Source organism: Variovorax sp. Soil_C_26, assembly GCF_057657075.1.
The window spans coordinates 472,677-486,279 of sequence record NZ_JBDGJC010000002.1 but is presented as its reverse complement, the minus strand read 5'-3'; the positions used below and the strand labels follow the sequence as shown (position 1 = coordinate 486,279).

11 protein-coding genes are annotated in these 13,603 nt (G+C 68.6%); all 11 read right to left on the bottom strand.

Annotation, left to right across the window (positions count from 1 at the left end; all coding sequences use genetic code 11):
- Positions 1–2 precede the first annotated feature (2 nt).
- The 11 genes from AC3A6G_RS07795 to AC3A6G_RS07745 all read right to left on the bottom strand — a co-directional run bounded on the left by AC3A6G_RS07795 (position 3) and on the right by AC3A6G_RS07745 (position 13,497).
- On the bottom strand, positions 3–1,172 hold the full coding sequence (locus tag AC3A6G_RS07795; protein WP_487859696.1) for an ABC transporter substrate-binding protein: 1,170 nt from the start codon (positions 1,170–1,172) through the stop codon (positions 3–5).
- A 62-nt stretch (positions 1,173–1,234) separates the two neighbouring features.
- Positions 1,235–1,966: an SDR family NAD(P)-dependent oxidoreductase gene (locus AC3A6G_RS07790; RefSeq protein WP_487873475.1), complete on the bottom strand. Its 732-nt coding sequence runs from the start codon at positions 1,964–1,966 to the stop codon at positions 1,235–1,237.
- Entirely contained in the window at positions 1,963–2,775 is an 813-nt protein-coding gene (locus tag AC3A6G_RS07785; RefSeq protein ID WP_487873474.1) for a cyclase family protein, read from the bottom strand. Before AC3A6G_RS07785 ends, AC3A6G_RS07790 begins: the two co-directional genes overlap by 4 nt.
- Positions 2,776–2,895: 120 nt before the next feature.
- On the bottom strand, positions 2,896–4,149 hold the full coding sequence (locus AC3A6G_RS07780; protein WP_487873473.1) for an SDR family NAD(P)-dependent oxidoreductase: 1,254 nt from the start codon (positions 4,147–4,149) through the stop codon (positions 2,896–2,898).
- Positions 4,146–5,318, bottom strand: a complete 1,173-nt coding sequence (locus AC3A6G_RS07775) for a thiolase family protein (protein ID WP_487873472.1) — start codon at positions 5,316–5,318, stop codon at positions 4,146–4,148. Before AC3A6G_RS07775 ends, AC3A6G_RS07780 begins: the two co-directional genes overlap by 4 nt.
- On the bottom strand, positions 5,315–6,949 hold the full coding sequence (locus AC3A6G_RS07770; protein ID WP_487863395.1) for an AMP-binding protein: 1,635 nt from the start codon (positions 6,947–6,949) through the stop codon (positions 5,315–5,317). Before AC3A6G_RS07770 ends, AC3A6G_RS07775 begins: the two co-directional genes overlap by 4 nt.
- 7 nt (positions 6,950–6,956) lie before the next feature.
- On the bottom strand, positions 6,957–7,445 hold the full coding sequence (locus AC3A6G_RS07765; RefSeq protein WP_487873471.1) for an aromatic-ring-hydroxylating dioxygenase subunit beta: 489 nt from the start codon (positions 7,443–7,445) through the stop codon (positions 6,957–6,959).
- On the bottom strand, positions 7,445–8,758 hold the full coding sequence (locus AC3A6G_RS07760; RefSeq protein WP_487873470.1) for an aromatic ring-hydroxylating dioxygenase subunit alpha: 1,314 nt from the start codon (positions 8,756–8,758) through the stop codon (positions 7,445–7,447). Before AC3A6G_RS07760 ends, AC3A6G_RS07765 begins: the two co-directional genes overlap by 1 nt.
- A 20-nt stretch (positions 8,759–8,778) precedes the next feature.
- Positions 8,779–9,771 carry a PDR/VanB family oxidoreductase gene (locus AC3A6G_RS07755; RefSeq protein ID WP_487873469.1) on the bottom strand — a complete coding sequence of 331 codons (993 nt, stop codon included), beginning with the start codon at positions 9,769–9,771 and terminating at the stop codon, positions 8,779–8,781.
- A gap of 17 nt (positions 9,772–9,788) precedes the next feature.
- Positions 9,789–11,297, bottom strand: a complete 1,509-nt coding sequence (locus tag AC3A6G_RS07750) for an indolepyruvate oxidoreductase subunit beta family protein (protein ID WP_487873468.1) — start codon at positions 11,295–11,297, stop codon at positions 9,789–9,791.
- 7 nt (positions 11,298–11,304) lie between these two features.
- A complete protein-coding gene (locus AC3A6G_RS07745) occupies positions 11,305–13,497 on the bottom strand; it encodes a thiamine pyrophosphate-dependent enzyme (RefSeq protein ID WP_487873467.1) in 2,193 nt (730 codons plus the stop codon).
- Positions 13,498–13,603 lie beyond the last annotated feature (106 nt).

The window sequence follows — 13,603 nt, the reverse complement described above, 5'->3', positions numbered from 1 at the left end:
CATCAGGGAACGAGCTTCCACTGCCCCTTCTCGAGCCTCACGACGACGCGCGAGCGCTCATCGGCGCCGTAGCGGTCGGTGGGCTTGAAGTTGTAGACCGCGTGCGTTCCCACGAGCTCCTTGGTGCTCACGATGGCATCACGCAGCGCCAGGCGGAACTGCGGCGTGCCGGGCTCGGCCTTGGTGGCGAGGGCGCGCTCGGCCGCATCGAGGTACAGCAGCCAGGCATCGAAGGTGTAGGCCGAGAAGGCATCGGTCGGCGGCGCGCCGTTGGCCTTCTGGTAGGCCGCGCGAAAGTCGAGCGACACCTTGCGGATCGGGTTGGACTCGGGCAGCTGCTCGGCCACGATCACCGGGCCGGTGGGCGCCAGCAGGCCTTCGACCGCGTTGCCGCCGACGCGCACGAAATCAGGGTTGATGAGTGCGTGCATGCCGTAGATCTGGCCCTTGTAGCCGCGGTCGGCGAGCGCCAGGTACGGCAGCGCGCCGGGCGTGCCCGAAGTGCCGGTAATCACCGCGTCGGGGCGCAGCGCCACGATCTTGAGCACCTGGCCCGTGACCGACGAATCGGCGCGCGCATAGCGCTCGTTCGAGACCACCTTGATGCCCGCCGGGGCTGCGCTCTTCTGCAGCGCGTCGTACACCAGGTCGCCCCAGGCGTCGGAAAAGCCGATGTAGCCGACCGTCTTGACGCCCGACTTCTTCATGCGCTCGATCACCGCGCTCACCATCAACGGCGCGGGCTGCGGCAGCGTGACCATCCACGCGCCCTCCTCGCCCGGCAGGTTGGCATTGGCAATGGAGATGAGCGGCGTCTTCGTCTCGCGCGCCACGCCGGCAATGGCCAGCGCACCGGGCGAGCCGGCGGTGCCGATGATCACGTCGACCTTGTCCTCGTCGATCATCTTGCGCGCATTGCGCGCGGCGGTCGACGGATCGGACGCATCGTCGAGCTGCACCAGCTGGACCTTGCGGCCGCCCACTTCCGACTTGTAGGCCAGGGCCGCCTTCATGCCCTTCTCGTAGGGAATGCCGAGCGACGACACCGGCCCCGACAGCGAGGTGATGAAACCGACCTTGAGATCGGCCGCCCATGCGCCCGCGGCGGTGACGAGGGCGCCGAGGCCCACGGCGATGCCCGCGAGGGCTCGGAATCGGTTCGGAACTGTCATGGCAATGCTCCCGGTGGGATGGTGGTGAATGAAGGCTTGGAATGAATGAATGAGCGGCGGGTTCAGAGCGCCAGGCTGCCGACGCTGGTGCCGCCGCAGACGTAGAGCACCTGGCCGGTGACGAAACTGTTGTCGGCGTCGGCAAAGAAACGCACGGCGCGTGCCACGTCGGCCGATTCGCCGAGGCGCTTGACCGGCACCGAGGCCGCGAGCGCGCGCTCCTTCTCGCTGCCGGCCTCGACCACGTCGTAGAACATGTCGGTGCGGATGGGGCCGGGCGCGACCACGTTCACCGTGATGCCGTCGGCCGCCAGCTCGAGCGCCCAGGTGCGCGCCATGCCCAGCATGCCGGCCTTGGTGGCGGAGTAGCTGGTGCGCGTGGCCAGGCCGAGCGCCGCGCGCGAAGAGAGCAGCACGATGCGGCCAAACTTCTGTGCGCGCATCGCGGGCAGCGCGCCCTGCACGAGCTGGATCGCCGCGCCCAGGTGCAGGTCGACCAGCGCATCGAGGTCGTCGAGCTTCACATCGCTCAGCAAGGCCGCGCGGATCACGCCGGCGTTGTGCACCAGGGTCGTCGGCGAGAAGCGCGCAACCAGTTCGCGCACCGCCTCGCCGGTGGCCGCGCGGTCGCTCAGATCGACCTCGATGCTGTGGAGCTTCGGGTGCGCGATGTCGGCCTTGCGGCGCGCGAGCGACACCACCTCGTAGCCCTGCGCCAGCAGGTCTTCGCAGATCGCGCGGCCGATGCCGGCGCTGCCGCCGGTGACGGCTGCGACCTTGCCCGGTGCCGTCATGCCTGCGCTCCCACCAGCGCGAGCACGCGCAGCGGGCTGCCGCTGCCCTTCTCGATCTTCAGCGGCGGGCAGATCAGCACCGCGCCGGCCGGCGGCAGCAGGTCGAGGTTGGCAAGGCACTGCAGGCCGTAGCGCCCCGCGCCATGCATGTAGTAGTGGCACGGGTACGGCGGGCGCAGGTGGTAGCCCTGCCCCGCATCGGTGCCGATGGCTTCCGAGCCGAAGCCCAGCACGTCGCGCTGCTCCACCAGGAAGCGCACCGCCTCCGTACTCGGGCCGGGCGTGTGCTGGCCGGTGTCGTCGAAGTTCTGGTAGGCCGCTGGATCGCTGCGCTTGGACCAGTCGGTGCGCATCAGCACCCAGGCGCCCTTCGGGATGCGGCCGTGTGCGGCTTCGTAGCGCTCGATGTCGGCCACGCTCAGCAGGTAGTCGTCGTTGGCCTGCACGTCGGCCGAGCAGTCGATCACGCAGGCCGGTGCCACGAAGTTCTGCACCGGGATGGTGTCGACCGAATTGTTCGGCAGATCGCGCCCCGAGATCCAGTGGATCGGCGCATCGAAGTGCGTGCCGGAGTGCTCGCCGCACGAGAAGTTGTTCCAGTACCAAGCCGGGCCGCGCTCGTCGTACTTGGACACTTCCTCGATGCGGAACGGCCAGCACTGGCCCATCTCGGGCGGCAGCGCGATCTGCGGGAACTCGGGCGTGAGCGTCTGCGTGAGGTCGATCACGCGGATGCGGCCGCTGGCCATGGCGGTCACGAGGCCGCCGAGGACTTCGGCGGCGGACATCGCTTCGGTACTTGTCTTCATTTCATTCTCCGAACTCTGTTCCAGGAACACCGCGGAACCGGCTTTGCCGGGCCGCTGGTGTTGCCCCCTGCAAGGGGGTTGGCGAAGCGACACGAAGTGCGCGAAGACTGGGGGTGTGCTTCATGATCCGGCCGCGAGTTCGCGTTCCAGCACCTTCGGGTTGTCGCGCCAGCGTTCCAGCCACTCCTGCGCCACGTCGCCGGGGTACACGTCTTCCACCCCGTCGCGCAGCGCCTTGACGATGGCATTGGCGAGCGTGGCGGGCGCGAGCTTGGGCGGCGGCATGTGCTGGTTCCATTCGTCGTCGATCGGCCCGGGAAACACGTTGATCACGCGGATGCCGGCCGGGCGCATCTCGGCGCGCAGGCACTGCGCGAGCGAATGCGCGGCGGCCTTCGAGGCGCTGAAGGTGCCGTGCGGCGGGAAGTTGCTGAGCGCGTAGATCGACAGCAGGTTGACCCAGGCGGTCGCGCCGGTCGCGCCGTCGGCCGAGCGTCCCTTGAGCGCCGGGCCGAACTCCTGCGCGAGGCGCAGCAGGCCGAAGTAGTTGATGTCCATCTCGGCCCTGGCCACGTCGGTGCCGCGGCGCGTGCCGATGCCGAAGGTGCGGTGCAGCTCGGCGTTGTTGATCACGATGTCGACCTTGCCGCCGATGGCACCCGCGACCTCGGTCACCTGGCGTCCATTCGTCAGGTCCAAGGGCACCAGCGTGACCTGCGGCAGGGCCGAGATGTCGTCCAGCCCATCGCCGAGCTTCTTCCACGGCTCGGCATGACCGACCCAGACGATGTCGGCGCCGGCCTTCACCAGTGCGCGCACCAGCGCCTGGCCCACTTCGGTCTTGCCGTCGGTCACCAGCGCCTTGCGGAATTTTGGGTCGCTGGTCATTTCGCGCAGCATCTTGTCGTCGGCCATATGGGGACTCCCTTCGTTCGGAAAAGCAATGAGGACGGCCTGGCCGGCGCGGTCGAGCCGGGCGCCGACACGCACCTTCTGCGGCGCCTCGCCGACTTCGCCGTGCAGGTGGACCATGAGCGTCGGCCCGGCATCGAGGTGCACCAGCCCGAGCCGCCACGGCAGCCGCTCGCGGAAGAACAGGTCGTTGCTGTGGTGCAGCGTGGTGCTGCCGAGCAGTTCGCCCTCGCCGCTCTGTTCGCGCCAGCGCAGAGAAGCCGACAGGCACTTGTGGCAGACCTCGCGCGGCGGGTACTGCACCGTGCCGCAGTCGTCACAGGTCTGCAACTCGAAGCGGCCTTCGGCGGCGGCCGCCGTGAGGCCGAGCGCCACACGGCCGCGTGCGCCGGGCGGCAGGTTCATCTGCCGGGTGCGCAGCACCGGGTTCTTGCGCGGTGGGCGCATCAGGGGCATGGTCATGCCGATCTCCCCAGGATGACCGCGCCCGTACAGAGGCAGCGGTCGTAGGTCACCATGCCGAAGCCGGCGACGAGGCCCAGTTGCGCGTCGGGCACTGCGCGCGCTCCGGCTTGATCGGTCAGTTGCCGGATCGCCTCGACCATGCCGAGGAAGCCGCCCGCCGCACCCGCCTGCCCGGCCGATAGTTGCCCGCCGCTCGTGTTGTTGGGAAAGCTGCCATCGAAGGTCATGGTGTTGGCCTGCACGAAGGCCGAGCCCTCGCCCTTCTCGCAGAAGCCCAGGTCCTCGAACTGCATCATGACGATCACCGGATAGTCGTCGTAGGTCTGCACGAAGTCGAGCGCGGCGGGCTGCACGCCGGCCTGCGCGTAAAGGTCGTCGCGGTCCATGCGCCAGCCGCCCTGCACCATCACCGGGTCTTCGGCATAGGCGTTGTGGCGTTCGATGGCGCCGCGGATCACCACGTGCGCCAGGCCGAGGTCGCGCGCACGTTCTTCGCTCATCACCAGGAACGCGTCGGCGCCCGCGCAGGGCATCACGCAGTCGAACAGGTGGATCGGGTCGGAGATCGGCCGTGCCGCCATGTACTCGTCGAGCGTCAGCGCCTTCTTGAACATCGCGTTCGGGTTGCCTAGCGCGTTGGTGCGCTGGTCGACGCAGATGCGGCCGAAGTCCTCGCGCTTCACGCCATAGGTGCGCATGTAGTTGGCGGTGATGAAGGCGAAGATCGAGTTCGGCCCGCCCGAGCCGTACGGGTAGCTCGCGTCGCGCGCAAAGTTGCTGAAGCTGCCGAGCGTCTGGCGGAACGAGTCGACGTGGTTGGTGTCGGCACCCACGCAGGCGACGATGTCGGCATCGCCCGCCTGCACGGCGCGTGCGGCGCGGCGCAGGCACATCACGCCCGAGGCGCCGCCCGTGGGCACATGATCGAGCCAGCGCGGCGACATGCCCAGATGCTGCGTGACGCCCACGGCCGTGTCGGGCGCGAGCGAGAAGCTGCTGAGGCAGAGGCCGTCGATTTCTTCCTTGGCAACGCCGCTGGCCTTGACGAGGGCCTCGACGGCCTGGCCGACGAACCAGTGCGCGGTGCCCGTCGAATAGCGAACGTAGGGCACGGTGACGGGCACCGCGACCGCGACGCCTTCGTAGGAAAGCCGGTTGCGCTTCATGCCGGTTGCCTCTTCTTCATCGCCCGGGTGTCGATGCAGTGGCCCTGCCCCGGCAGCGACTGTGCCATCTCGCGCAGTTGCCCGCGCTGGATCTTCTGCGAGGGCGTGAGCGGCAGCGCCTCGACGAATGCGACGTAGCCAGGGGCCTTGTAGTAGGCGAGCTGCGCGAGCGCGTGCTCGACGATGCTGGCCGCAACCTGCGCGCGCTGCGCCGCATCGCCGGCGCCTTCGCGCAGCACGATGCAGGCCAGCACTTCGTCGCCGCGCACCGTATCGGGCGTGGCGGCCACGGCCGAGGCCTTCACGGCCGGATGCTGGTTGAGCACGCTTTCGACCTCGACGGCCGAGATGTTCTCGCCGCTGCGGCGGATCACGTTCTTCTTGCGGTCGACGAAGAAGAAGTTGCCTTCGGCGTCGCGGCGCACCAGGTCGCCGGTGTGAAACCAGCCATCGGCCCAAGCTTCGCTCGTCGCGTCCTCGTCCTTCAGGTAGCCCGAGAAGAAATAGCGCCTCGGGTCGGCGCCGGCCGAGCGCACGAGCAGCTCGCCCGGCGCATCGGTGCCCACCTCGCTGCCGTCGTCGCCCACGAGGCGGATCTCGACGAAGTCTTCCTGCCGGCCGAAGCAGCTGGTGCCCACGCGCCGCGGCTCGCGGTTGGCCATGATGCAGGCGGCCGCGCCGGTCTCGGTCATGGCCCAGGCCTCGACCAGCGGAAAGCCGAAGCGTTCCTCGAACGGCGCGTGGTTCTTGCGGTCGACACCGGCGCCGAAACCCCAGCGGATCGCATGCTCGCGGTCGGCCGCCGAGGGCGGCGCCGACAGCAGCATCGCGGGCATCACGCCGAGGTAGTGCGCGATGGTCGCGCCGCTTTCGCGTGCGCTCGCGAGCCAGCTCTTCGGATGGAAGCGGTCGAGCTGCACCAGGCAGCCGCCTGCGACCAGCACCACCATGGTGGAGAAGGCCATCGCGTTCATGTGGTTGAGCGGCAGCGGCGTGATGACGCGCTCCGCATCGCGCCGGATGCTGCACACGCCGTCGAGCGCCGCGTACCACTGGCCCGCGCGCAGGAAGTAGGCGTTGCCGAGGATGCAGCCCTTGGGCCGACCGGTGGTGCCCGAGGTGTAGAGCAGGCCGCATTCGGTGGCCTCGCCGATCGGCTCGCCGGCGCGCGGGGCGGGCGTCTTCGCGCGCGGCACGGCATCGTCCGGGCCCATGGTCTCGCAGGCCATGCCGGCCTGTGCCGCCGCGGCGCGCAGGTCGTTCGCGCGTTCGGGCAGCGTGACCGCCAGGGCGATCTCGCTGTGGCCGATCAGGTAGGTGAGTTCGGCCGAACGCATGTCGGCGTTGATCGGCACCACGCTCACGCCCAGCGCATTGAGCGCGAACCAGTGGAAGAGGAATGCGGGCCGGTTCTCCAGCAGCAGGCCGACGCGGTGGCCGTGGCCGTACCCCGCCTGTGCATAGGCCGTGCGCAGGCGCTCGACCTCGGCCGCAGCATCGCCCCAGCGGATGGCGCCGGCCGCGATGCCGTAGGCCGCCGCGGTCACCGATTCGGTGAACAGGAATTCGGCCTCGGGCGTGCGCCGCGCGGTGGCCGTGAAGACCTCGTGGACAGTGCGCTGTTGTTGCATCGCGTCCCTAGATGAAAAGCTGCACGGCCGGCAGCGCCGCGTCGCAGTTGAGGAGGTTCACGCGCTTCAGCGTCATGCGCAGCGCGCCGTCGTGCACGGTGAGGTGGTGAAAGAAGGTGCCCACGTAAAACTGCAGCTCGTCGCCCTGCGCTTCGGTGTAGTGGAATGCGGTGCGCACGACGAAGCGGTTGCCCTCGGCATCGAGGGTTTCGACCACCGGCACCTGCAGCAGGTGATGGCAGCGGCTCGGCGGCTGTTGCGAGAACGCGCGCGGGCTCTTGAGGCGCTCGATGCGCAGCGCGCGCAGCAGCTTGTCCTCATAGAGGTGAGAGGTGTGGTTGAGGCCGTCTTCCTGGTCGGGCACGAGCGGCACCCAGTAGAAGGCGTCGTCGGTGAAGAGCGCGTTCCACCCCTCGTAGCGGCGCGTGTCGAGCAGATGCGCTTCGTTCACCACGAAGTCGATCAGGTCCTGGCGGGTGACTTCGGCCGGCGTCATCACATCGTCTCCGTCATGCGCTGCAGCCAGCTGCGGTACTGGTTGCGCATCGGCAGCTCGTTGGTGCCGCCGGTGGTGATCTCGCCGCCCTTGAGTTCGGCCGGGTCGTAGTCACGGTGCAGGCTCACCCATTCGTTGCCGCTCGCATGCAGGCCGGCCTGCATGCCGCGGTAGGCCTGCAGGTCGTCGTGCCCGACCACCGAGAACGGCGAGTTGATGAGCCGGTTGTACATGGTGGTGCGCTGCAGCAGCTCCGGCGGCGCGCCCTTGAGGCGGAAGGTCCAGCTTTCGACGAGCGTCTGGTTGGCCGAGATCGGCTTGACCACGCGGATCGCCTGGATCGCGCCCTTGATCGTGAGGTTCGGGTAGTAAACCGTGTTGTGTCGCGCCATGCCCAGGATCTGCGCGGTCTTCTCTTCGCCGTAGCGCGCCTTCATGGCGTCGTCGTAGGCGGGAATGGCCTTGTACTTGCTGTGGATGCTGAAGTGCACGCCCGTGAAGCTGTGGCCGTGGTCGTAGGTGCGGATGCCCATGTCCTCGAAGAACTTGTAGTCGGACATGAAGGGCACGAACTGCTCCACCGCCATGGGCTTGGGCGCGTCCTCGGGCTTGTCGGCCCACATGCGCTTGGCCGTGCCGGCCGACGATTCGTGCGCCACCATCGGATGCATGGTGTCGTTGAGGTTCTCGACGAACATCTTCCAGTTGCACTGGTGCATGAAGCGCAGGCAGCCGCCCGCGATTTCGAGCTCGCCTTCGGGCGAGCGGTCGGCCATGTTGTCGATGGAGCTCAGCGAATCGCCGAAGTATTCTTCGAAGTCCGGCCCCACATCGTTGATCTTCACGAAGATGAAGCCGCGGTGGCTGCGCACGTGCTTCACGGGCGTGAGGCCCTTGCCCGATTCGCATTCGTGCAGCTGCGTGTTCTCGTAGCCGGTCTTGAGCGGAATCGCGAGCGGCGAACCGTCGGTCTTGAAGGTCCAGGCGTGGTACGGGCAACGGAAGAACTTGCCGGTGTTGCCGCACGGGCCGCTCACGAGCCGCGAGCCCTTGTGGGCGCAGCGGTTCATCACCACGCGCACCGTGCCGTCGGAGTGGCGCACCACGATCAGCGGGCGGCCCGCGATCTCGTTGCTGATCCAGTCGCCGGGCTTGGGCAACTGGCTCTCGTGGCCGACGTAGTTCCAGGTGTTGGCGAAGAAGTGTTCCTGCTCGAGCTCGAACAGTTCCTGGCTGATGTACAGGTCGCGGTGCACGCGGTCGGGCTTGACCAGCGCGCGGATCGCATCGGGGTTGTCGCGGTAGGAGGTCATTGGGGGCGGCTCCTTGTCGTTCACATGTCGAGCACCAAGCGCGCACCCTTGGCGCGCGAGATGCAGATCTGCATGACGTTGCCCTCGGCCTTCTCGCGGGCCGTGAGCACGTAGTCGCGGTGGTCGATCTCGCCTTCGATCACGGGCACCGCGCACACGCCGCATTCGCCGCGCTTGCAATCGAACATCGGGTCGCAGCCGTGGTCGATGAGGCAGTCGAGGATGCTCTGGTCGGCCGGCACGGTGAAGCGCTGGCCCGACTGCGCGAGCTCGACGTCGAACGGCTGGTCGCCTTCCTCGGCGACCGGCTCGGTGAAGAGTTCGAAGTGCACGCGGTCGTGTTCCCAGCCGCGCGCCTGGGTGCGCGCGAGCACGGCATCGAGCATGACCTTGGGGCCGCAGACATATAGACGGTCGCCGGCAGGCACGCTGTCGAGCAATGCGTCGATGTCGAGTGGCGCGCCGGCCTCGGCGTCGGCATGCACGCGCAGGTCGTCACCGAGCAGCGCCTGCAGTTCGGGCAGGAAGGCCATGAGTTCGCGGCTGCGGCCGGCGTAGTGCAGGCGCACCGGCGCGGCTTCGGCGCGGCGGCGCGCGGCCATGCTGGCGAGCGGCGTCACGCCGATGCCGCCCGCCACGAGCACCGTGCCGCCGGGGCCGGTGTGCAGCGGGAAGTCGTTCTTCGGCGCCTCGACGGCGAGCGTGTCGCCCTCGTTGAGCCGCTCGTGCATGAAGCGCGATCCGCCGCGGCCATCGGCCTCCTTGCGGACGGCGATCACGTAGTCGGTCGGCGCATTCGTGGCATTGCGCGCGGTGTCGAAATTGATGAGCGAGTAGTGGCGCCAGTCGGTCTGGCCCTCGGCGAGCGAGACCTGCACGCGGATGTGCGCGCCGGCCGCGAAGCCGGGCAAAGCGCGGCCGTCGTCGGCGCGCAGGCGCAGCAGGCGGATCAGCGGATTGAGTTGGCGCGCTTCGGCAACGCGAAGCTGGAGCGTGGCGGTGGGTGCGGTCATCGTGGTTCGTCGTCTGTTCAGGCCATGGCATGCCGCGCCAGCGCGGCCTGCAGCTTGTCGCCGTGTTCGTCGGCCAGCGCCGCGTCGCGCCACTCGCGCAGCGTGGCCGGTGCAAGCGCCGTGCCCGCGCGCTCCACGGCGCGCATCACGGTGTCGTAGTTGCGGATGCCGCGCTCGTGCGTGTCGCTGTAGCCCTTGACGAGGCGTTGGCACTGGGCCAGTTCGACCGCCAACTCGGGGTTGCGTGCGGCGATGCCGGCGATGCGCGCGAGCCATTCCTCGATGCGACGGTTCTCCTCGGCATAGCGCATCGTGGAACGGCGCCAGCGCTTCATCGCGGCGACGGTGCGCAGCATCAGGTAGCCGTGCAGCGAGCTGGTGCGGATCACGCGGCCGTGCTGGGTAAAGCGCTCGACGATCTTCTTCGGCAGCGTCGAACCCATGAGCCAGCGGCCGAGCCCGCCGGGCAGCGTCTCGCAGATTTCCTGCAGCCGCGGATGCATGTATTCGTTGATGGCGAGCACCTGGCCGGGCTGCACGCGCGCCTCGCCGCGCACGCGCTCGAAGCGGGTGGCCCGGGTCTTGAGTGCGGCGACGCGCGCGGTGTCTTCGTACGACATCCAGAGCGCAAGGTGCCGCGCGGTCTCGCGCAGCAGCCGGTACGAGCCGGCGCCGGGCAGCGCCGCCACCTCGGCCATGCGGTCGAGGTAGAGCCCCGCATAGTCCGGATCCTGGTAGTCGATAAGGCGGCGCACGCCTTCGAACAGCAGGTCTTGCGCATCGGCCGGAAAGTTGCGCTGCACGCGCTCGACGAGCGCGCGCACCGCGGGGTGGCGCGGTTGCGGCGCGGGCGTGGCGATGGGCGCCTGCGGCACGGGCTCGCCATCGTCGCCGTCCTGCGCACGCGCGAACGCCGCGCCGAAGGCCTTCAGGCTCGGCTTCACGCCCACGCCGCCGCGCTCGATGGTGGCCTCGAACTGGGCGCGGCTGAACGGCAGCACGCCAGATCCCGCGAGCGCGCCGAAGAGCACGGCGCTGATCACGCTGCCCGCGGCCTCGGCCGCCTGCGCCATGTCGAAGCGGATGAAGCGCTTGGCCGCTCGGCCCGCATGCGCGAGCAGCTGGTCGCTGTCGACGCGGCCATCGCCGAGCGCGCTCTTCTCGGCGATCGAGAACACGCGGTGGGTGGAGGCGATCAGCGTGGTGCGATCGCCCGTGACCAGCCCGCGCTGCACCGCGCGGCCGGCCTCCATGAGTTCGGAGGCCAGCACCACGTCGACGTCGCCGGGCAGCGGCATCAGCGCGAGCACAGGGCGCCCGCCATCGACCTCGGCCTGCGCCACCGGGTACAGCTCGACGTAGTAGATGGTGGCGCCCGTGCGCTGGGCGACGCCCGGCACCGAGGTGGTTTGCGCGTGATAGCCGTTGGCCTCGCCCATGTCGACGATCCAGTCGGCCAGCACGCCGCCGCCCTCGCCGCCCATGGCGAGGATCGCGATCTTGATCGGTTGCGCCTTGTTCGTCATGGCTGCTTCAGAAGGCATAGGTGTCGCGCCGGCGCGCCTCGCCGCGCTGCAGCCAGCCGATCACGGCAGAACGCACGCGATCGCGCAGGCGGTCCCAACGCGTGGGGTTGCTCACGATCTGCGCCTTGTAGAACGAGGGGCACAGCACGGCGGCATGCGAGACCTCGCCGCAGACGCCGCAGCCCACGCAGCTGTCGAGCACGGTGGCCACCGGGTCGGTGCGCAGCGGATCGGGGTTGGGCTTGATCGACAGCGACGGGCAGCCCGACAGGCGGATGCACGAATGGTCGCCGGTGCAGGTGTCGGAATCGACGCCGAACTTCTCGCGCACCATGCGCTGGCCGTCGGCAATGGCCTTGCGCACCAGCGGCTTCTCGCGGCGCTGCTTGTTGAGCATGCACTCCGACTGCGCGATCAGGACCTTGGGGCCCTTCTTCGTGGTGGTGAGCGCTTCTTTCAGCGCGTCGCGCATGCCCGCCACGTCGTAGGTGCGGCGCAGCGTCTTCACCCACTCCACGCCCACGCCGCGCACGGCGCGCTCGATCTCGTGGCCGGTGCTGCGCGTGCGGTTGACGGCGCTCGACGAGAGGATATCCTGCCCGCCCGTGGCCGAGGTGTAGTTGTTGTCGACGATGATCGTGAGGTTGTCGCTCTTGTTGAAGACCGCGTTGGCCACGCCGCTCGTGAGGCCGTTGTGCCAGAAGCCGCCGTCGCCCATCATGGAGATCGCGCGCTTGCCCGCGGGTGCATTCAATGCCGCCGCACCGGCACCGCCCAGGCCGTAGCCCATGGTGGTGTTGCCGATGTTGAACGGCGGCAGGATCGAGAACAGGTGGCAGCCGATGTCCGCGCTCACGTGGTGCGCGCCGAGTTCGCGCTCGACCAGCTTCATCGCACTGAAGATCGGCCGCTCGGGGCAGCCGGTGCAGAAGCCCGGCGGACGCGCATGCACGACCTCGCCGAGCGCCATGGACGGCTCGGCCGGTTGGGGCGCCGCATCGACGCCGATGGCCGCCACTTCCTTGAGCGGAATCACCTTGCGCACCGGCGCGGGCATGGGCAGCGGCGCGAGCCGCTCATAGCGCTCGCAGAAGGTGCGTGCACCCTTGAGCAGTTCGGACGCGGTGTACTCGCCGGCCACCGGCAGCATGTCCTTGCCGTGCAGCACGGTGGTCGAGCCGGCCTGGCGCAGGATGGTCGCCAGGTTCTGCTCGACGAAGTTGGGCTGGCCCTCCTCGACGACCATCACCGCGCGCTTGCCTTCGCAGAAGCGGATCACCTCGCTCTCGATGACCGGGTAGGCCACGTTCATCACGTAGAGCGGCACCTCGGTGTTGCCGTAGACGTCGGCCAGGCCGAGCCGCTCGAGCGCGCGCAGCAGCGTGTTGTAGCTGCCGCCCTGCACGATGATGCCGATGTCGTCGGCGTCTTCGGAGAAGAACTCGTTGAGCTTGCGCTCCTCGATGAAGCGCACGGCGGCGGGCCAGCGGTCCTTCACCTTCTCCTGCTCGTGCACGAAGCTCGCGGGCGGCAGCACGATGCGGCCGACGTCGCGCTGCGGGTTCTCGAGCGCATCTTTCAGCGTGAACTTGGCGCGTTTGTTGTCGCCCGCGATGAAATGCCCATGCACGTGACAGGCGCGGATGCGCAGCTGCAGCATCACGGGCGTGTTGCTCGCCTCGGAGAGATCGAAGCCGGTCTTCACCGCGTCGACGATGCTCGGCAAGTTGGGCCGCGGATCGAGCAGCCAGATCTGCGACTTCATCGCGAAGGCGTGGCTGCGCTCCTGCATGATCGACGAGCCCTCGCCGTAGTCCTCGCCCACGATGATGAGCGCGCCGCCGGTGACGCCGCCCGACGCAAGGTTGGCCAGCGCATCGGACGCCACGTTGGTGCCCACGGTGGCCTTGAAGGTGACGGCACCGCGCAGCGGGTAGTTGACCGAGGCCGCCAGCGTGGCCGCGGCCGTGGCCTCGCTCGCGCTGTTCTCGAAGCGGATGCCCTGCTCGGCAAGGATGTCCTGCGCATCGGCCAGTACGTCCATCAGGTGCGAGATCGGCGCACCCTGGTAGCCCGCGACGTAGGACACTCCCGATTCGAGCAGGGCCTTGGTGACGGCCAGGATGCCTTCACCGCGAAATACTTCGCCACCGGAAAGCCGCAGCTTCTTGACTTCTTCGACGAATGAACGCTCAGCCATGGGGTGTCCTTGTTCTCTCTCGTGGGACGATGCGCAAACGCTGCCACACCGTGCTTCCTATAATGTTGACAAATAAACGTATCCACAATCATGAATTACCCTAGAC